General features: G+C 70.4%; 14 protein-coding genes. 4 read left to right on the top strand and 10 right to left on the bottom strand.

Going from position 1 to position 19,316, the window contains the following annotated elements:
- Complete coding sequence (locus Psi02_RS15915; protein ID WP_203974851.1) at positions 1-2,979, top strand: CHAT domain-containing protein; 2,979 nt, start codon at positions 1-3, stop codon at positions 2,977-2,979.
- A complete protein-coding gene (locus Psi02_RS15910; protein ID WP_203974849.1) occupies positions 2,976-4,385 on the top strand; it encodes a hypothetical protein in 1,410 nt (469 codons plus the stop codon). Before Psi02_RS15915 ends, Psi02_RS15910 begins: the two co-directional genes overlap by 4 nt.
- A gap of 38 nt (positions 4,386-4,423) precedes the next feature.
- Here Psi02_RS15910 and Psi02_RS15905 read toward each other — a convergent pair whose 3' ends face one another.
- The 10 genes from Psi02_RS15905 to Psi02_RS15860 form a co-directional block, all read right to left on the bottom strand.
- On the bottom strand, positions 4,424-4,996 hold the full coding sequence (locus Psi02_RS15905; protein ID WP_203974847.1) for a hypothetical protein: 573 nt from the start codon (positions 4,994-4,996) through the stop codon (positions 4,424-4,426).
- A gap of 53 nt (positions 4,997-5,049) precedes the next feature.
- Positions 5,050-6,201, bottom strand: a complete 1,152-nt coding sequence (locus tag Psi02_RS15900; protein WP_203974845.1) for a DUF475 domain-containing protein — start codon at positions 6,199-6,201, stop codon at positions 5,050-5,052.
- Positions 6,198-6,773 carry a TerD family protein gene (locus Psi02_RS15895; RefSeq protein ID WP_203974843.1) on the bottom strand — a complete coding sequence of 192 codons (576 nt, stop codon included), beginning with the start codon at positions 6,771-6,773 and terminating at the stop codon, positions 6,198-6,200. Before Psi02_RS15895 ends, Psi02_RS15900 begins: the two co-directional genes overlap by 4 nt.
- Before the next feature lie 11 nt (positions 6,774-6,784).
- Positions 6,785-8,071: a hypothetical protein gene (locus tag Psi02_RS15890; protein WP_203974841.1), complete on the bottom strand. Its 1,287-nt coding sequence runs from the start codon at positions 8,069-8,071 to the stop codon at positions 6,785-6,787.
- 43 nt (positions 8,072-8,114) lie between these two features.
- Positions 8,115-8,873, bottom strand: a complete 759-nt coding sequence (locus Psi02_RS15885; protein WP_203974840.1) for a hypothetical protein — start codon at positions 8,871-8,873, stop codon at positions 8,115-8,117.
- A 7-nt stretch (positions 8,874-8,880) separates the two neighbouring features.
- The gene (locus Psi02_RS15880) at positions 8,881-9,663 is read right to left on the bottom strand and encodes a hypothetical protein (protein ID WP_203974838.1); all 783 of its coding nucleotides are present in this window, start codon (positions 9,661-9,663) and stop codon (positions 8,881-8,883) included.
- Between the two features lie 495 nt (positions 9,664-10,158).
- The gene (locus Psi02_RS15875; RefSeq protein ID WP_203974836.1) at positions 10,159-12,219 is read right to left on the bottom strand and encodes a beta-galactosidase; all 2,061 of its coding nucleotides are present in this window, start codon (positions 12,217-12,219) and stop codon (positions 10,159-10,161) included.
- 46 nt (positions 12,220-12,265) lie between these two features.
- Positions 12,266-13,105 (bottom strand): carbohydrate ABC transporter permease, encoded by an 840-nt coding sequence (locus Psi02_RS15870; protein ID WP_203974834.1) that lies wholly within the window; start codon positions 13,103-13,105, stop codon positions 12,266-12,268.
- Positions 13,102-14,067 carry a carbohydrate ABC transporter permease gene (locus Psi02_RS15865; RefSeq protein ID WP_203974832.1) on the bottom strand — a complete coding sequence of 322 codons (966 nt, stop codon included), beginning with the start codon at positions 14,065-14,067 and terminating at the stop codon, positions 13,102-13,104. Before Psi02_RS15865 ends, Psi02_RS15870 begins: the two co-directional genes overlap by 4 nt.
- Before the next feature lie 21 nt (positions 14,068-14,088).
- Positions 14,089-15,303 (bottom strand): ABC transporter substrate-binding protein, encoded by a 1,215-nt coding sequence (locus Psi02_RS15860; RefSeq protein ID WP_203974830.1) that lies wholly within the window; start codon positions 15,301-15,303, stop codon positions 14,089-14,091.
- Positions 15,304-15,522: 219 nt separating this feature from the next.
- On the opposite strand from Psi02_RS15860, the gene Psi02_RS15855 reads away from it, so the two are divergent.
- Both Psi02_RS15855 and Psi02_RS15850 read left to right on the top strand, forming a co-directional pair.
- The gene (locus Psi02_RS15855; RefSeq protein WP_203974828.1) at positions 15,523-16,710 is read left to right on the top strand and encodes an ROK family protein; all 1,188 of its coding nucleotides are present in this window, start codon (positions 15,523-15,525) and stop codon (positions 16,708-16,710) included.
- Positions 16,711-17,096: 386 nt separating this feature from the next.
- Positions 17,097-19,268, top strand: a complete 2,172-nt coding sequence (locus Psi02_RS15850; protein ID WP_203974826.1) for a discoidin domain-containing protein — start codon at positions 17,097-17,099, stop codon at positions 19,266-19,268.
- The last annotated feature ends 48 nt before the right edge of the window (positions 19,269-19,316 follow it).

Genomic DNA, 19,316 nt, shown 5'->3' with positions numbered 1-19,316 from the left:
ATGGCCGCCGGCGGACGGAGCCTGATCGGGCGCACTCCCACGATCACGCTCGCCGAGCCCGCCCGGGCATCGGACGGCGGGCCCGCGGGCTGGCGGGAGGTCGCACCTCGCCCGCGGGATTCCTTCCTGACACGCCTGTTCACCGGTCTCGAACTGCGCCTTCGTCCCGACGGCTCCGCCGAGGCGCAGCTGGGCACGGGCACCTCGCTGGCCGGCACCTGGCGGTCCCGCTCTGGGCACGTTCTGGTGACCACCCGGTCCGGCGACGGGAGCACGCTCGACGGTCGTCTCCCGGCCGGTGACGCCAGAGGTGGGTTGGACGGCGATGGCTCCGACGGCGCACCGGGGGAGGGTGCCGCCTGGGAGTTCGACGCGGTCTACACCGGCCGGGGGCGCGTAGGCGGAGTCATCGCCCACGTCAGGCAGAGACTCGTTCCTCACCAGGCATCGTCGTCCGGCCAGGAGCCGGCACAGGAGCCGCAGCCCTGGTCGCCGCCGTCAGAACCACCGTCGGAACCACCGCCGGGGCGGCACTCCGGGGCGTCGCCGTCAGCATCGCCGGGAGAGCCGGAGCCGCAACCGGAGCCGGACGCGGTGGGCGCGGACGAGTCCGCCGCGGTCAGGGAGCTCAGGACGCGGTTGAGCCGGGCCTCGCTGCGCGGCCGGTGGCTGGGCGCACTGGGACCGGTCGAGAGCCTGGCCGTCACGGAGCCGGAAGGGCTGATCGAGGGCGGGCAGGCTCTCGGCGGGGGATTCCTGCGACTGGCGCGGGGTCCGGACGTCGCCGTCGGGCTGGCACCCGGCCAGGAGGGCTGGTCCCTCGTGGTGCTGGTCCGCGACCTCGAAGCCCCGCTGACCGGATTCGCGGTGGAGGACCGTCCGGCGCTGCGGCGGCTCGGCGCCGACCTGCTGGCCGCGGGGCGGCACGCGCAGGCGGCGCCCGTGCTGGACCTCGCGGCCGAGTTGTACGGTGATGACCCGCCGCAGGGAGCGGGGGAGCTGATCGATCGTCTCGTCCTGGCTGACGCGCGGATCCGCTGCGCCTTCGCGGAGTCCGCCTACACGCGCCTGCCCGGGCTGCTCGTGACCGCCGCCGAGTCGCGCAGGGAGCTCACAGTCGGCCCTCGCGCGTTCAATCCCTGGCTGGACGCGCTCCGCTTCGTCAGGTCGTCGGCCGAAGCCCTGAACGAGACGCTCGTCCGGCTGGCCGACCTCACCGGCGCGTACCGGCGCAGACCCTGGCGGGGACGGACCGGGCCTCCCGGCGCGGACGCCCTGCACGCGGCCGCGGAGGAGTCCGCCGCGGCGACCGGGTCCATGTGCGCGGCCCTCCGCGAGATCGGCTCTCGTCCCGGCGATCCCGAGTCCGTCGAGACGTCGTGGGTGCACGCCGACGGCCTCCTGGCCAGGGGGCAGGAGACACTGGGCGCGGCCGCACGCCGGCTCGCCTCCGGCGGGCCGCCGGAGGCGGGAGCCGAAGCCGCCACGGCACACGAGACGGTGACGATCGCGATCCGCGACGGCGTGGAGACGCTCGCGCTGCTCCGCACCCACCTGCGCCGGTCCGATCCGGCGTCCGCGGCCCGGTTCGTCCGTGAGCAGGCGCGGCAGGCGTCGCACATCACCGCCGGTTACGTGGAGACCTGGCGGGCCCTGCTCGACGACACCTGGGAGAAGATCCTCTCCACCGACCTGGCATTGCCGTTCTACGAGCGCATGGTGACGCTCCTGCTCGACCTGGACCTTCCCGTGGACGCCCTGGCCGTGTCCGAGATGTCCAGGGCGCGCGCGTTCGCCGACGCCCTTCACGCGGCCGGCGCGGCCGGACCGTCGCGCGGCCTGGCCGGCGCCGGACCGGTGAACCGGGCCGCGCTGCTCGACCTGCTCACTTCGCACGAGGCCGCCGTCGTGGAGTACTTCCTGTCGGGGGACCTCCTCGCGATCTGGGTCTGCTCCCGCGGCGGTCGGGTCACCTCGGTCACCCGCAGGATCGACCGCGCCCGGCTGACCGAGGACGTCGCGGAGTTCGGACGGCTCGCCCGCACCCCCCGGCACGACGCCGCATCGCGTACGGCGACGGCCGGTGTGCTGAGCCGCCTAGGCGCCGTGTTGTGGGACGTCATCCCGGACGGGCTGCTGCCCGCCGACCCCGACGAGCCGGTCACCGTCGTCCCGCACGCCGAGCTGTTCCGCGTGCCGTTCTCCGCCCTCATGGACGGGTCCGGCTCCTACCTCGTCGAGCGGCACGCGATCCGGGTGCTTCCCGCGCTGGCCCTGACCCCGGACGTGACGACCGGCCCGATCCCAGGCGGGCGGCCCACTCTCGTGGCACTGGTCAATCCGTCGCCGATGGCCGAGGGGGAGCCTCTCGACTGGACCGAGCGGCGTTTCGACGTCATCACGAGCATGTACGGCGAGCACGTCCTCCACACCGGCCCCGCGGCCAGCGTGGCCACGCTGCGCGAGGTCGCGGGGCGGGGGACCGTGTTGTACTTCGGCACCCACGCCCGTGCGGTACCCGACCTGCGGGGCGATCCGCTGGCGTCCCATCTGGTGCTGGCGCCGTCCGCGGACCACGACGGGATCCTGCACGCCAGAGACGTGCCGGGCCTCGGCATCACCGCGGACCTGGTCATCCTCGCGGCCTGCGAGACCGGCGCGGGCGCGGTGACGGCGGACGGCGTCATCGGGCTCAGCCGCGCCTTCCTCACCGGCGGGCCGACGGGGCTGATCACCACGCTCTATCCCGTCGGCGAGCGGGCGAGCCTCGAGCTGATGGCCGACTTCCACGAGAGCTGGCTGCTCGACGGCAGGGAGCCGGTGAGCGCGCTCCGGCACGCCCAGGCCCGAGCCGCGTCGTCGCAGCGGGCCTCCGCCCGGGAACCCCACCTGTGGGCGGCGTTCACCTTCTTCGGCCTGGGTTCCCGCACCCGGCCCGGCGTCCCGATCCGAACCCCGAACGCGGAAGGCACCCCATGACCGACCAGACAGCCGAACCCCCTCTGCCTGACGCCGAGATCCTGGCGCGTTCCGACCTCTACGGCGCCGAGCAGCTCCTCGGCCCGGGCACGCAGCGTCCGCGCGAGACCGGAGTCGACGTCGCCCGGCCCTACGTCTACCTCGTGCCCGGCGAGATGCTCTCGCCCGCGCTGCGCAGCCGGGCCGCGACCTCGGGTGTCCGGCACTACGAGGCGCTGTTCGCGTTCGACCTCGACGAGTTGCCGCCCGATCGGCACTACACGGGGCTGCGGTTCGAGGTGCGCCTCACCGACGACGACGCGCTCGCCCTTCGCCTCGGCGCGGGGGAGGGCGCGCTGGAGGACATCGTCGGCCCCTGGCCCGGCTCGACGCCCGCCACGACACCCGCCACGACGACACCGGGCACGGCGCCCGCCACGACACCGGGCACGACGCCCGGCACGGCGGGGAACGGCCTGGAGAGCACCCCGGCGGAGGGCAGGTTCAGGAGACTCGTCAACCGGCTGCGCAACGTCCCCGGCGACCCGGAGCCCCGGGTTTTCGGCGCGCAGCGGCCGGCGTTCGGGTTCACTCTCACCGCGGATCCCGGGCGTCCGCTGGCCCGCCGTTCGTACGGCCTGCGCGTGTTGCTGGAACTGCCCGGCGACGTCCCGGATCTCGCCGGCAGCCTGTTCGTGAGCACGACCATCAGCCGGGTGCGGCGGACCTGGTCGGACGTCTTCGACGCGGCCCTGGCGACGGCGGAGACGTTCAGCGAGGTCCTTCCCGAGGTGACCGGACCGGCGTCCCGTCCCGTCGCGGGCGCCGCCGTACGCCTGTGCGTGGCGACCGACATCGAGAAGTACAGCCGGTTCACCGACGTCGCCGCACTGCGCGCCCAGGAGCGGCTGGTCGCCGTGCTGACGGCCGCCCGGCGCAGGGCGGGCATCGACGAGACGAGCGTGGACCTGCAGGAACAGGGTGACGGCCAGTTCGCCGTGCTGCCGCCCGGCATCGAGGAGGCGAAGGTCATCCCCGACCTGGTCAGGGCGTTGCGGATGGAGTTGCACGACGTGAACGCCGACCTCAACGCCGACGCGGTTCTGCGGCTACGGGTCGCCATGTGCAGAGGCAACATCCGGCGCGGTGCCAACGGCTACGTCGGCACCACCGCCATCGCCGTGCATCGCATGCTCGACGCGCCGACCGTCCGCGCGGCGCTCCAGGACGAGAAGGCGGCCATGTTGGTGCTCGCGGTGTCCGACTCGGTCTTCATGGACGTCATCGCCCAGGGGAGCGGCGACCTGGATCCCGCGGACTTCCAGCCGGTGACCGCGAAGCTGCCGGAGAAGGGCTTCGAGGAGACGGCGTGGATCCTCGTGCCGCCGCCGCTCAGGAGGCCGAAGGACCCCGGCCTCCCGCGCTGACCGCCCGCCGGGGCGACCCGGCCGGGGCCCGGCCCGCGTCACTTGCGGCCGCGCCCCCAGGTGAGCCCCCAGTCGTAGGCCGCGTCCATCGCCCGGTGGCCGCGGGTGAAGTAGCGGACCTCCCTGCGGATGCGGAGTTCGCCGCCCACGTTGCGCAGCAGGAACATGGCGCACACCCGCGCCCGCGGGTCGGACTCGTCCAGATTGACCTCGACGGGCGGCCCGCTGACCGGATAGACCGTGACGACACCGTCCGCGGCCGCCCAGTTGGGCACTCCGTCGTAGATGTAGGCGAACACGAGGATCCGGCGGATCAGCTCGACCTGGGACATGTCGATGGTCATGCTCTCGCCCTCGGGACCGCCCCTTCGCTCGTCGCCGTCGTGGGCGATCACCGGGACCGCGGCGTTCCGGGGCGCGCTGAACTTCCCGCCGAAGGCCTGGACGCAGCCGCGTGAGCCGTCCGCCAACTCCCACAGGCAGCACAGGTCCAGGTCGATGGGGGTGGGCCCGGCGGCGTTCCAGTTGAGGGTGACGCGCATCCGGCCGGCCTCGGCGGGAAGCGACATCCTCGGTGCCTCCTTGGTGAGCACGACCCGGTAGTTCTCCATCGCCGTCCCGCCTTTCCGCCGCGGTCGTCCCCCGCGGCACTTCGGTCGGCCGGTCAGTTCCGGCCGGGGGTCCCGGTGTTGAGCGTGCCGACCGGGTCGGCGGAACTCGCGGGCGCGCCCGCGAGCACGGTTCCGCGGGCGAGGTCCTGTCCGTCGCCGGCGGCACCGGCCACGCGCCTGTTGCGCAGGGTGGAGGAGAGCATCGCGGTGCCGATGAAGGCCAGGCCGATGAGTCCCGTCACGATCTCGGGCACGTCATGGCCGAGCCCGATCAGCATGATCGCGGCCAGCACGCCGATCGCCCAGTGGGCGCCGTGCTCGAGGTAGACGTACTCGTTCAGCGTCCCGCGCCGGACCAGGAAGATCGTGAGGGAGCGGATGTACATCGCCCCGATCCCGAGGCCGAGGGCGATGACCAGGAGGTCGTCGCTGATGGCGAAGGCTCCGACCACCCCGTCGAACGAGAAGGACGCGTCGAGCACCTCGAGGTAGAGGAACAGGAAGAACCCGGCCCGTCCCACCGCGTTGCCCACCGTCCTGCCCGCCGAACTGTCCACGGTCCCGGCGTCGTCCGAGTCGGCGCCGCCCGCTTCGAACAGCTTTCCCAGGCTGTTGACGAGCAGATACGTGACGATGCCCAGCACGCCGGCGCCCAGGACCCCGCCGGGTTCGCTCGCGGCGACGGACGTGGCGGACAACAGAACGGCCAGGGCGACCACGACCGACAACTGGTCGAGCTTGCCGATCTTCGCCAGTGGGCGCTCCAGCCAGGCGAGCCACGCGAACTCGCGCTCCTCGAAGACGAAGTCCAGGAAGATCATGAGGAGGAACATGCCGCCGAAGGCCGCGATCAGCGGATGGGCCTCGTGCAGGCGCCTGCCGTACTCGGCCGGGTCGTTCAGCGCCAGGCCGATCGCCTCGCCCGGGCTCAGGTGCGCGGTGACGCCCACGATGAGCAGCGGGAACGCCAGCCGCATGCCGAAGACGGCGATCACGATGCCGGCGGTGAGGAACATCCGCTGCCAGAAGCGGCTCATGCGCTCGATCACCCGGGCGTTCACGACCGCGTTGTCGAACGACAGTGAGATCTCCAGTACGGCGAGGATCGCCACCAGCGCCAGGGCGCCCGGGCCGCCCAGCGCGAGCGCCGCGACCAGCCCGAGTCCGGTCACCCCGAAGGACCAGCCGAAAGTGCGGAGGATCATGAGGTCACGTCCACCCCGTAGCTGACGGCGATGCCGCGCAGGCCCGTGGTGTATCCCTCGCCGACGGCGCGGAAGCGCCATTCGGCGTTGTGGCGGTACAGCTCGCCGAAGATCACCGCGGTCTCCTTGGAGGCGTCCTCGCTGAGGTCGTAACGCACCAACTCGGCGGAGGTCGCCTCGTCCACGACGCGGATGTAGGCGTCGCGGACCTGGCCGAACGTCTGACCGTGCCGGTCGCCCTCGTAGATCGACACGGTGAAGACGATCCGCACGCACCGGGGGGGCACACCCTCCAGGTCCACCCGGATGACCTCGCAGTCGCCGGCGCCCGACCCGGTCCGGTCGTCGCCGGTGTGCTCGACGGAGCCGTCCGGGCTGGTCAGCTTGCCGTAGAAGACGAAGTGCTCGTCGGTGAGCACCCGCCCGTTGCGGCCGACCATCAGCGCCGAGGCGTCCAGGTCGACGTCACGGCCGGTCGTGTCCGCGGCCTGCCAGCCGAGCCCGATCAGGACCCTGGTCAGGCCGGGACCGTACAGGAGGGCGTCGCCGCCCTTGGAAAGGTTCACACCCATCGGGGGTCTCCTCAGGTGTCGGACTGGTTGTAGTCGTGCCGGCGCCGCTGATGCCTGTCGAGGACGGAGGGACCGTAGAGCGAGGCCTTGGGGTCGTCGATCCTCCGGATCAGCGCGTCCATGTAGATCGTCTCGAGGTGGTCGAAGCCGCCCTCGATCCGCATCGTGTGCATGTCCCGGTTCTGCCGGGCGGTCGACAGGTACTGGGCGAGTTCGGACGCGTACGCGTCGGACTCGGCCTGGCGTGCTTCCGCGGCCTTGAGGACCTGTGCCGCGCGGCGCAACCCGGCGCGCTGCTCCTTGAGGTCGTGGTCGTTGGGGTTGCCCATGCGGCGGCCGAGTTCGGTGGCGATGAGAGCCGTGAAGATCATCAGAGTGAAGACGAGGATCACGGTCGGGATCAGCCCCCACCCCTCGATGAGTGAGGGCGCCTCTTGCTCCACGCCGTTCGAGTCGGTGTAGCTCACGCCGTCGATCAGGAGCAGCCGCAGTGCCGCGACCGCCGCGATCGCGGCCAGCCAGATCACCGGGATGAGGAAGAGGATGACGGGCCGCCCGGCGAGGCCCCTGCGCCGCTGCCGCCCGCCATCCCGCTCTGTGCCGCGGCGGTCGCCGCCGCGGTCCGCCGCGTGCCTGCGCGACCCGCGGAACTCCTCCCACTCCCGGAACTTCCGGCCGTAGAAATGCGGTCCGAAGACGAACACGAAGATCGCGCCGATGGCGAACGCGTACGTCATGGTCGTGGTGTCGCCCCAGATGAGGAAGGTCTGGTAGTAGATGGGGACCTCCACGGTGAGGAGCAGCAGGAGCAGGAGCAGGGGCACGCCCCACTGCTTGAGCACCTCGCGCCAGCCTCCGCGGAGCGCGATCGAGCTGGGCTTGCCGTCCCCGGGCCACTGCGAAGGGCCGATCTCCAGGCGTTCCACCCGCCCACGCGCCGTCTCGTGTACGGCTCTCGCCCGCGCGTAGTCGTGGCCGACGGATTCGGCCCGCTTGGCGTGCGCCGCCTGGGCGGCCCGGGCGGCGAGCTCCTCCTGGGCGAGCTGCGCGTTGAGGTCGTCGATGGCCAGCTGCCGCTGGGCGTCGAGCACGAGGAGGTGCGGGGGCTCGTAGCCCTGCGTCTTCAACGTGATCGAGTCGAAGCCGGGGCTCGCCGCGTCGTCGGCGCCCTTGGCCTCGGCCGTGTTCTTGAGGCTGTCCCAGTCCGGCAGGCGGATAGCACCGGGTCGCCAGCTTGGAGGAGGCGCGGGGGGCTCGTCGTGGGCGGGCTGACGGGAGACGGTCTGCTTCATGGCCATGGTCGTTCCGATCTGTCACAAGGCCGGAGGGACGGCTGAGGGATCACTGGTGGACGTTCACGCTGGACTCGTCGGCCCCCGAGGCGACGAGGATCGCCTTCCAGAGGAGCTTCAGCGGGGGGACGCGGTCCGGCTCCCGTTCGGACAGCAGGTTGAAGCCGTAGATGTCGACGGTGGCGCCTGTGAGGTCGGGGAGGAGGTTCTTTTCCTTCAGCTCCTTCACCTTGGCCGTCCGCGCGGCCTCGGCGCCGTAGTCGCCTGAGGACAGGTCGAGGGCGCCGACGTTGCTCATCATGTCGCTGAAGACGACGACGCGCCGCTCCATGTCCTCGTCGGGCGCCTCCTCGACCTGGGCGGCGATCACCCGGAGCCCGCCGAGGACGTCCGACCCCTGTGCGTCGTCCTCGTCGCAGGTCAGCAGGTGCTTCGCCTTGGTGACGGCCTCGGCGAGATGCGCCTTGGTGACGGCAGCGGCGATCTTGGGGTTGTCGTTGGGGTTCTCCTCGGGCCGGGCGTACAGGGGGACGGGCGAGGCCTGGCACGGCGACCCCTCGGAGTTCCCGGTGATCGCGGCGTACGCGAGCCAGTCGCAGCCCTTCAGGAAGTTGCGCAGGTTCTGGTTGAGGAACTCCTCCGCCTGGGGGTACCCGCGGAAGCCGGTGATGTCGATGACCGCCCCGCAGGCGGCCTTCGTCGGCTTCGCGTCCGCGGCCGTGCAGCCGGTGATCGACGAGAGAGAGGTGACGAAGGCGACCGCGAGGGCCGCGATGGCGGGGCGTGGTGCGGTGGCCGGGATGTGCATGGGGGTCTCACCTGCCGTCGTAGGAGTCGCCACTCTCGAGGGAGTGGGGGTGATGGTCGCGGCGCCACAGGTCGAGCCACTGCTCCCAGGCCTGGCTCACGCTGTCCCGGACGCCACGGGGTATCGCGATCTGGAGTTGCGCGGTGGGGTCCTGGAACCAGGTGTCGCGCAGGGCGAACTCCTGGGGCCGCCACCGCCGCGCGATCTCCTCGGCGTGCTGGTGGGAATTCAGCAGGCCGTCCTTGTAACAGGCGACCAGGGCGTTGGCCTCGTCCAGCGTCATGCGCGCCTTCTCCTGGAAGGACGTCCAGCACTGCAGCCAGTTGTTGCTCGCCGTCGACAGGGAGGTGACCCGGGTCTCGATCTCCGCGTTGTACTGCCGGAGTCTCTTCTCCATCCGCTCCTGGTCGGCCTCCTCCACGGTGAGGGGCCGCACCTCGCCCCAGGACTCGGCCGAGGCCCCGCCGGCCTTCCCCAGCGCGAGGATGTCGGGATTCACCGCCCCGCTGATCGCCTGTAGTTCGTTGACCCTCTTGGTGAGGGACACCGACGAGGTCTGCGCGTCCCGCTCGATCAGGCCCAGGGCCTCTGCCCGCTCGATGAGCAGGCGGCCCTGGCGCGAGTTGAAGTAGGCCGAGATCCGGGCGACGAACGGGGGCTGGAATGTGGGATCGGTGATGAACACCTGGTAGAGAGCCTGGTTGCGACCATCCGCGGCGCCGGCTTCGCGTGCCGACTCGCAGGTGATGACCTCCTCCGCAGGCCCTCCAGGGTCGATGTCGTACGCCATGGGCCGCGATTCCTCTCCTTCACGCTTCCGGTTGGGGCGAACACGCTCAGCGTGGGGGAGCGGAGAAGGCGAGACACCCGATAAATACGGGTTTCACCGATGCGTCAGTGCGGCCTGGTCAGCGCGGCCGATCACGGTGGGCTGCTCGCGGTGGGCCGGTCACCGTGAGCAGGGTCGTCGCCGCGGCTGGTCACCGCGGGCCGGGTTTTCGCCGCGCTCAGGTGGCGAGACGGAATACGCCCGACATATTTCCGACAATAAAGGGATAAATCGGGTCGGACATCCCTAAGGTGGACGCCGGTTCATGCCGTCCGTTCACTAAGCCGGCACGGACGGCATGAACCGGAATCAGGCGCGGCCGTGCCGGAGGCCCTCGCCGGTGTGCGCGCCCTCGTCGCGGCACGGCGGATGCCCCCGGACATGGCGGAGGGCCTCCGGCGGTTGTGAGTCCTTGGTCGGCTCACACCACGCCCGGAGGCCCTCACCTGTCCGTGGTCAGAACAGCAGGCGGAGAGTCCCGCCGACGCGCGCGAGGTCGGCGGGACGGTCCGCCTGCGACTCCGCGTCGCTCATCGCGATGCGGGCCGGCACGGCCGAGTCCAGGAAACCGTTGAGCCCCTTGACGACGAAGTCGTCCAGGGCGCCGCCGGCCAGCCGTACCACCGCGGCCCCGCCCTGGGCGGACAGGAGTTCCACGACGCCGTGCGGGGTCTCCACCCGGACCGGCCCGTCGTTGTCGCTCTGCACGAGCACCGTCAGGTACTGAACGTCACGCGAGGGATGCGCCCGCAGGAACGCGTCCGCGTGACCCGACACGACCCGTGCCACCGGGGCATCCTCCAGCACGTCGCCCGGCACAGGACCCGAACCGGTCCCGACGGCGGAGCCGAGGGCGTCGGCGAGCACGGTGTACGGGCGCAGGTCCTCGTCGAGGTGCGGAGCCGGGCCGTCGAGCACCACCCTGCCTCCGCTCGCGGCGTATCCCGCGAGCAGGTCCTGGACGTGGCGGTGGAGGAACGGCCCGCCGGGGACCGTCACCGACGCGTGCGCGGCCAGGCGTTCCGCCGTCACCGTCTCCAGGTCGAGGAGCGCGTAGTCGAGACCCGCCTCGCGCATGCGGTCGTGGAAGTCCCGCAGCGCACCGCCGCACCTCGGGATCCCGTCCTGCCCGGGTCCCGCCCAGGCGGCGATCCCGGCGTACGGCGCGTAGAGCCCGAATGCCCCCCCGGTGACCGGGCCGCATTCCAGGAACTCCTCGCCGTGGAGGGCGAGGAAGTCCGCCAGGACGCGCACGACCGGCGCCTTCTCCGTCGCCGACCCGTCGGCCGAGATCGGGGCGCAGTCCGGGTACGGCGGAGTGTGCGCGGTGTCCAGGTCGGGCAGCCAGCCGGAGGTGCCGGCTCCCGTGTAGACGTTGAACCCGGTGGCTCCGGCGGCGAGGGCGAGCAGGGTCTGGTGGTAGCTCGTCGTCGCGTCGGAGTACGCCTGGTCGTAGAGGACGGAGAAGCCCCAGTTCTCCTCGAGGTTGGGGCCGGGCGCCCGCTTGGCGGCGATGACGTAGCGCGCCTGGGAGTCGGGGTCCGTGGAGACGACGCCCATCCAGTTGGTGAACCCGTAGGCGATGTCCCGCCAGGTCTCCGGCCGCACCCGGGCGAGCCAGTCGTCCAGTTCCTCGACCGTCGGCGGGTTGAGGTTGACCACCGTCGGCACGGAGCAGCCGACCGCGTCGGCCCAGCGGCGGTACACCTCGGCCGTGTAGTCGGCGTGGAAACGGCCCCAGTCCGCGTACGCCCGCATCCGCTCGGGGCTGTCCGCCCCGGTCCACGAACGCGGCGGCTCGATCTCGTCCCAGCTGCCCGAGGTCGTCGCGTGCACGCGGTCGTACTCGTCGAGCGTGCCGTACCAGGCGCGGAGCCGGTCGCGGAAGAAGGACAGGCCCGACGCGCTGTAGTCGTACGCCGACAGGGCGCGGGCTCCGTTGGTGTAGATGCCCTCGTTGGCGATCTGCATCAGGATGACCGGGCCGTCCGGGTGGGTGGTGCCGTCGAGCACCAGCTTGCCCACCGCGGACAACCATTCGGTCACCTTCGCCGAGAACACCGGCCCGAACGGGGCCGGCAGCGGCCGGCCGGCCCTGTTCGCGCCGTCGGACCACAACGAGGCCGCACCGTCCGCGTCGAGCAGCGGCTCGATCGACGGATCCGACGACGGGCAGACCCAGTCGGGCAGCCCGCCGTAGGTGACCTCGGCGTGGATGAAGGGCCCCGGCTTGGCGACGAGCTTCAGCCCGAGCCGGTGACACAACTCGATGAATCCCACCACGTCCCGGCTCGCGTGGGTCCGGCCGGTGAAGTCCGGAGCCGAGTCCGGCTCCGGCTGGTGGTGCCGCCACGGGATGTAGCTCGTGATCACCTCGATGCCCAGCTCGTCGCGCATCGCCCGGAGACGGTCGGCCCACACGGCGGGGTCGTCCCGGTAGTACGGATAGTCGGCGGTGACGAGCACCTGGGGCCGCCCGTCGATGACGGTGACTCCGTCGCGGACCTCGATGGTCACGCTCACACTCCCATTCGTGATCTGGCGCTGAGGCCGTGGTCGGCGTTCAGCTCTTGAGCCCGCTGAACGCGATTCCCTGCAGGATGCGGCGCTGGAACACCAGGAGGACGGCGATCACGGGGATGACCGCCACCGCCGCGCCGGCCATGATGTAGTATGAGCGCCCGGCCTCCGCGGTGGCGAGTTGTTGCAGTGCCAGGGGCAGAGTGTATTTCTCCGGGTCATTGAGCACGACGAGGGGCCACACGAGGTCGTTCCAGTGGAAGATGAAGCTCGTGATCGTGACGACGGACAACACCGGTTTGGACAGCGGCACGATGATCCGCCAGAAGATCTGTATCCGTCCCGCGCCGTCGATCCGCGCCGCCTCCTCCAACTCGCCCGGCAGCGACATGAAGAACTGCCGCAACAGGAAGATGTCCAGCACCGAGGCGATGTTGGGCACGATCAGGCCCCACTGCGAGTCGAACAGCCCGAGTTCCTGGGTCACGAACACACGCGGCACCAGCAGGGTGATCGTCGGCACCATCATGCCGCCCAGCATCAGCACGAACAGCTTGTCGCGCCCCGGGAACGGGATGCGGGCGAACGCGTAGGCGGCGAGCGCGTCGATCAGCAGCTTGGCCGGGATCAGGATCAGGCAGACCCACACGCTGTTGAGGAACGCCGTGCCGAGACCTCTCAGGTCGAAGACGTACTCGTAGTTCTCCAGCGTGGGAGCCCACTCGCCGGTCTTGCGGTCGAGCGGCAGCAGGCTCGGCACCTTCGTGTAGACGTCGTGGCCGTGCTTGAACGAGGTCGCGAGCATCCAGATGAACGGCACGACCGAGATCGCCGCGAGGAGGATCAGGGCGATGTAGATGGGCGCCAGCCTGACGTTCCTCACGCCGCCTCCTGCTTGACGAACTTGAACTGCAGCGCCGTGATGATCATGATGAAGACGAGCAGGATGAACGACATCGCACAGGCCGCGCCCATCGCGTCGTAGCGGAACGCGAAAAGGTACAGATGCAGGACGTAGGTCAGGCCCGCCTGCTCGGGGCCGCCCGTCACACTCTTGTTGGCGGCAGAGAAGATCACGTACACCAGGCCGAACACCTGCAGTGCCGCGATCACCCCCGTCACCAGCAGGTAGAACGTGGTGGGCCTGAGCATCGGCATGATGATCTTCCGGAACCGCTGCACGGGCCCGGCTCCGTCGATGATGGCCGCCTCCCTGAGTGACAGGGGGATGCCCTTCAGCCCGGCGAGGTAGATGATCATCGAGATGCCGCACTGCCAGGCCGCGATGAACGCCAGCGCGGGGATCACCAGGTCGGGGTTGTTGAGCCAGTTCTGCGGGGGGACGCCGAACCACCCGAGGATGACGTTGATCAGCCCGTACTGGGGGTCGTACAGCCAGCGCCAGATGGCGCCCACCGCCGCCTCCGCGGTGACCACGGGCAGGAACAGCAACAGCCGGAAGAGGTTGGAGCCCTTGCGGATCGCGTTGACGAGCAGCGCCTGACCGAGCGCGGCCACCAGCGTGAGCGGCACGGCCACCACGGTGTACATCAGGGATACCTGCACCGACTTCCAGAAGTGCGGGTATTTCACGTCGTCGAACAGCAGGTCGGTGTAATTGGCCAGGCCCACCCAGCTCGGGCTGGACCGGAGGTTCCAGTCCGTGAAGCTGTAGTAGAGGGCGGCGACGGCCGGGTAGAGCAGGAAGGCGACGAAGTAGACCAACGCGGGCGCGATCAGCAGCCACCCGACGATGGAGTCGCGGCGCCCGAAGCCTGGGCGGGGTCGCCGCCCAGGCCGGTCAGGCGTCGCGGCGGGCCTGTCGGCCTGCACCGGATTTGCCACGGAGAATCCTCGCGCTCTCGGCTAGCTGTTCCAGCCGAGCAGGCTGCGGGTCTTGTCGGCGGCCTCGGTCAGCGCCTCCTGCGGGGTGGCCTTGCCGCTGAGCGCCTTCTCCAGGGCGGGGGCGATGATCTCGTCGTTGACCTGGATCCACTGCGGGACCGCGGGGCGGGCGTGCGCGACCTTGAGTTGCTCGAGGAACGCCGCCTGCTGGGGCTCGATGGTCGCGGCGGTCTGCTCGGCGGCCTTGATGTTGGTCGGGTAGCCGCCGAAGGCGTCGGCGAACTTCGCGTTGTTCGCGTCACTGGTGATGTACTGCAGGAACTTCCACGCCAGGGCGGTGTTCTTGCTGGTGCTGAACACCACGCCGTTCTCACCGCCGATGTTGCCGGCGGGCTCGGTCTTGTACGGCAGGGGCGCGACGTTGAAGTCGAGGTCGGGGAACTGGTCCTTGATGGTGGCGACGTCCCACGGCCCGGAGATCATCATCGCGGCCAGGCCGTTCGCGAAGGCGTTGTCGGAGTCTGTGATCTGCCGCGGCGACGAGGGGAGCAGGTCCACCCACATCTGCAGCGTGTCGACCGCGGGCTGCTGGTCGAACAGGACCTTCTTGCTCGCGTCGTCGGTCAGCGCGCCGCCCGCGCCGGCCACGAAGCCGGGCCACATCCACGCGCCGTAGCCGTCGCCCTTCGGCACCACGATGCCGGCGATCTTGGAGTCGGCCTGGTGCACCTGGTTGGCCGTCGCCTTCAGCTCGTCCCAGGTCTTGGGCGGCGTGGGCACGAGCTTCTTGTTGTAGAACAGGCCGACCGTGGTCTGGTCGAGCGGGAGGCCGAAGAGCTTGCCCTCGGAGAGGTTGGTGTCGAGCGCGCCCTTGTAGAAGGCGCTCTCGTCGATGGTCCCCGCGGGGACCTCCACGGTCGTCTTGTCCAGCGCGAAACGCGACACCAGCGGCTGGTCGAGGACGCCCGCGTCGGGGGCGGTGCCGCTCGCGATGGCGCTGCTCAGCTTGGTGTTGTAGTCGTCCTTGGCGATCTGGACGTATTTGACCTTGACGTTGTTCGCCTTTTCGAAGCCCTTGCGCAGATCCTCGTATATCTGGCCGGCCTGGGGCGTGCGCGGCTGGTACATCCAGAAGGTCAGAGTGGGGGCGTCACCCGCGTCGGAACCACCGCCGCATGCGGTGAGCCCGGCGATCAGAGCTATGGCGGCAGCGGCTCCTGCGACTTTTCGGCTCATCTCACTTCTCCTCATTGGGGGGTGATCAGAAGATAATGTAAGTGTAAAAAAAAGTCATGACCTCTCTTGGAAACGCTTCGGTAACGCGGCCGAGACGCGCCGTCACGCTTTCCGTTATTCGAAATCGGGCGGAATTCGGCCTGCACGCATGGCCCGCTGATGACTGGTTTCGGACCCTGAACTAACATGTCCGGGCAGATAGGGGAGGCAGGTAGCAGCATGACGAGGCCCGTGCGCAGGACCGTCCGCGATCTTCGGCGAGGCAACCGGGCGGTGCTGCTGCGAGCGCTGTACTTCGGCGGTCCGGCGAGCCGGAACGAACTGAGCGCCACCACCGGCCTGAGCGCCGCGACGGTCAGCAACATGACGGGTGACCTGCTGGCCGAGAACGTCATCGTCGAGGCCGGCCAGGTCGACTCCGACGGCGGCCGTCCCCGTGTCCTGCTGCGCGTCAACCCCGAGTTCGGCTTCGCCGTCGGGGTCGACGTGGGCGAGACCCACGTCCGCGTCGAGCTGTTCGACCTCGACATGAAGGAGCGCGCGAAGGTCGAGTACGCCCTGCGTACGGCCAGGCACGAGGTCGAACTCGTCGTGCGGCACATCCTCGCCGGCATCGACGTCGTCCTCGCGGAGGGCGGCGTCACCACCCAGCAGGTGCTCGGGGCCGGCGTCGGCGTGCCCGGCATCGTGGAGAGCGGTCCTGACGGGCTCGTCCAGGCGAAGACCTTCGGCTGGGAGGGCGTGCCGCTGAAGGCGCTGCTGCGCGAGGGCACCTCGCTGCCGCTGTTCGTGGACAACGGGGCCAAGACGATGGGCCAGGCCGAGCTGTGGTTCGGGTCCGGCAGGGGCGCGGGCAACGCGGTGATCGTCTTCCTGGGCTCGGGCATCGGCGCCACGCTCGTCACCGACGGCACCACCTACCGGGGCGCCGCCAGCGCCGCGGGCGAGCTGGGCCACGTCAAGGTCACCATCGGCGGGCGGACCTGCCGCTGCGGCGGGCGCGGCTGCCTGGAGGCGTACGCCGGCGCCGAGGGCATCCTCGACCGCGCCGGGATCCGCGTCGACGCGGCCGACGAGGAGAAGGCCCTGGCCGGCCTGCTGGAGCAGGGCTCACCCGTCGTGGACGAGACCATCGCCTACCTCGGCATCGGCCTGGCCAACATGATCCATCTGTTCGATCCCGAGCGGGTCGTCATCGGCGGCTGGGCCGGGCTCATGCTCGGCCGGCACCGGCTCGACGACATCCGCGCCGTTGTGGCGGAGAACTGCCTCGTCCATCCGCTGCCGCCCGGCGCCATCGTGCTCGGCAGCCTCGGCCCCGACGCCGTGGCGCTCGGGGCCGCGGCCCTCGTGGTGGAGGACTTCCTGCGCGACAGCGGCGCCGCGCGCACGCCGGCGGTGGTCTGAGGCCGACGGCGGCCGGAGCGCTTCACGCGCCCGCCGGGAACGGTCCGCCGTAACGGTCCGCCAGGAACGCGCCAGGTGCGGCGCGCCGGAAACGGGCCGCGGCGGGCTCTGAGAGCGCGATCATCGCACGCCTCGACCAGCTGCGGTCAAGTGCCCTGACGTCCCCGGACGCCGTCATTCGCGGCCGTCCGAACCGTGAGATTTTCGCGATCTTGCCTGGCCATGCCTGCTTGCCGGTGCGTTTCGCGGATAAGTCGACCCTATTGCCGAAGGGTTAAATTAAGTATTGACAGCCTTGACTGCACAAGTGCACGCTCTACCCGGTAGAGAGCGCTCTCCCCGCCCGTCGCCGCTCATGCGACGGCCCCCCGCCCCGAGGAGAAGCAGTGCATCCATCCCGCAGGTCAGGCCGATTAGGCCTCCTCGCCACCCTCGTCGCGGCCCTCACCCTGGTCGCGTCCTATCTCACGATCGGTCCCGCCGCCGCGGCGGACACACTGCTGTCGCAGGGCAAGCCGGCGACCGCCTCGTCGACCGAGAACGGCGGCACGCCGGCGTCCGCCGCGGTCGACGGAAACACGGGCACCCGCTGGTCGAGCGCCTTCAGCGACCCGCAGTGGCTCCAGGTCGACCTGGGCGCCGGCGCCACCATCAGCAGCGTCGTGCTCAACTGGGAGACCGCGTACGGCAAGGCATTCAAGATCCAGGTCTCGGCCGACGGGTCGGCCTGGACGGACGTCTACTCGACGACCACCGGCACGGGCGGCACGCAGACCCTGGCCGTGTCGGGGACCGGCCGCTACGTGCGGATGTACGGAACCGTCCGCAACACGGGTTACGGCTACTCCCTGTGGGAGTTCCAGGTCTACGGCACACTCGTCGGCGGGGGCGGTGGGGGCCCCATCCAGGGCGGCGGCCCGCTCGGCCCGAACGTGCTGGTCTTCGACCCGTCCCAGCCCGCGGCCACCATTCAGAGCCAGCTCAACAGCGTGTTCGCCACCCAGGAGTCCAACCAGTTCGGCTCGCAGCGGTACGCGCTGATGTTCAAGCCGGGCACCTACAACAACATCAACGCCCAGACCGGCTTCTACACCTCGATCGCCGGCCTCGGCCAGTCGCCCGACGACGTCACGATCAACGGTGACGTCACCGTCGACGCGGGCTGGTTCGGCGGCAACGCCACCCAGAACTTCTGGCGCTCCGTCGAGAATCTGGCCATCGTCCCGTCGAACGGCACCGACCGGTGGGCGGTGTCGCAGGCCGCGCCGTTCCGGCGCGTCCACGTCCGCGGCGGGCTGAACCTGGCACCGGCGGGCTACGGCTGGGCCAGCGGCGGCTACATCGCCGACAGCAAGATCGACGGCACGGTCGGACCGTACTCCCAGCAGCAGTGGTTCACCCGCAACAGCAACATCGGCGGATGGACCAACGCGGTATGGAACATGGTGTTCTCGGGCGTGGTCGGCGCTCCCGCGCAGAGCTTCCCGAACCCGCCGTACACGACGCTGGCCCAGAGCCCGGTGACCCGGGAGAAGCCGTACCTCTACCTCGACGCGGGCGGCGCCTACCGGGTGTTCGTCCCGTCGCTGCGGCAGAACTCGAGCGGAGCCAGCTGGGCCAACGGGGCCACTCCCGGCACGTCCATCCCGCTCACCCAGTTCTTCGTCGCCAAGCCGTCCGACAGCGCGGCGACGATCAACGCGGCGCTCGCCCAGGGCCTGAACCTCCTGTTCACCCCCGGCATCTACCACGTCAACCAGACGATCAACGTGACCAGGGCCGACACCGTGGTCCTCGGCCTCGGCTACGCCACGATCATCCCTGACAACGGTGTCGTCCCGATGAGCGTCTCCGACGTCGACGGCGTGAAGATCGCCGGACTGCTCTTCGACGCCGGCACGGTCAACTCGCCGGTGCTGCTCCGCCTCGGGCAGGACGGGTCGTCGGCCGCGCACGCCGCCAACCCCAGCTCCATCCAGGACGTCTTCTTCCGGATCGGCGGCGCGGGCCCCGGCAAGGCGACGACCAGCCTCGTGGTGAACAGCGGCAACGCGATCATCGACCACATCTGGGCGTGGCGCGCCGACCACGGCGCGGGCGTCGGCTGGACCACCAACCCCGCCGACACCGGCCTGATCGTCAACGGCAACAACGTCACGGCCTACGGCCTGTTCGTCGAGCACTACCAGAAATACGAGGTGATCTGGAACGGCCAGGGCGGCCGGACGATCTTCTTCCAGAACGAGATGCCCTACGACCCGCCGAACGCGGGCTCCTGGATGAACGGGTCGACCGTCGGGTACGCGGCCTACAAGGTGGCCGGCAACGTGACCACCCATGAGGCCTGGGGACTCGGCAGCTACTGCTACTTCAACGTCGATCCCTCGATCGTGGCCGCGCGCGGCTTCGAGGCGCCGACCGCCGCGGGCGTGAAGTTCCACGACCTGCTCACCGTATCCCTGGGCGGCAACGGCACGATCGCCCACGTCATCAACAACACAGGAGGCCCGGCGCAGGGCACGGCGACGGTTCCCAGCTACCTGGTGAACTTCCCGTGATGAACACCCGCCGGTGACCGATCCGGTACGGCGGGCCCACTCGGCGGG

This window comes from Planotetraspora silvatica (genome assembly GCF_016863315.1).
Taxonomy (GTDB): domain Bacteria; phylum Actinomycetota; class Actinomycetes; order Streptosporangiales; family Streptosporangiaceae; genus Planotetraspora; species Planotetraspora silvatica.
The sequence above is the reverse complement of the archived record's forward strand: the minus strand, read 5'-3'. Positions and strand labels throughout refer to the sequence as shown.

What these genes read in the sequence shown, in the direction of transcription:
- Psi02_RS15915 (WP_203974851.1), top strand. Translation starts at nt 1, where the DNA reads ATGGCCGCCGGCGGACGGAGCCTGATCGGGCGCACTCCCACGATCACG.
- Psi02_RS15910 (WP_203974849.1), top strand. Translation starts at nt 2,976, where the DNA reads ATGACCGACCAGACAGCCGAACCCCCTCTGCCTGACGCCGAGATCCTG.
- Psi02_RS15905 (WP_203974847.1), bottom strand. Translation starts at nt 4,996, where the DNA reads ATGGAGAACTACCGGGTCGTGCTCACCAAGGAGGCACCGAGGATGTCG.
- Psi02_RS15900 (WP_203974845.1), bottom strand. Translation starts at nt 6,201, where the DNA reads ATGATCCTCCGCACTTTCGGCTGGTCCTTCGGGGTGACCGGACTCGGG.
- Psi02_RS15895 (WP_203974843.1), bottom strand. Translation starts at nt 6,773, where the DNA reads ATGGGTGTGAACCTTTCCAAGGGCGGCGACGCCCTCCTGTACGGTCCC.
- Psi02_RS15890 (WP_203974841.1), bottom strand. Translation starts at nt 8,071, where the DNA reads ATGGCCATGAAGCAGACCGTCTCCCGTCAGCCCGCCCACGACGAGCCC.
- Psi02_RS15885 (WP_203974840.1), bottom strand. Translation starts at nt 8,873, where the DNA reads ATGCACATCCCGGCCACCGCACCACGCCCCGCCATCGCGGCCCTCGCG.
- Psi02_RS15880 (WP_203974838.1), bottom strand. Translation starts at nt 9,663, where the DNA reads ATGGCGTACGACATCGACCCTGGAGGGCCTGCGGAGGAGGTCATCACC.
- Psi02_RS15860 (WP_203974830.1), bottom strand. Translation starts at nt 15,303, where the DNA reads ATGAGCCGAAAAGTCGCAGGAGCCGCTGCCGCCATAGCTCTGATCGCC.
- Psi02_RS15855 (WP_203974828.1), top strand. Translation starts at nt 15,523, where the DNA reads ATGACGAGGCCCGTGCGCAGGACCGTCCGCGATCTTCGGCGAGGCAAC.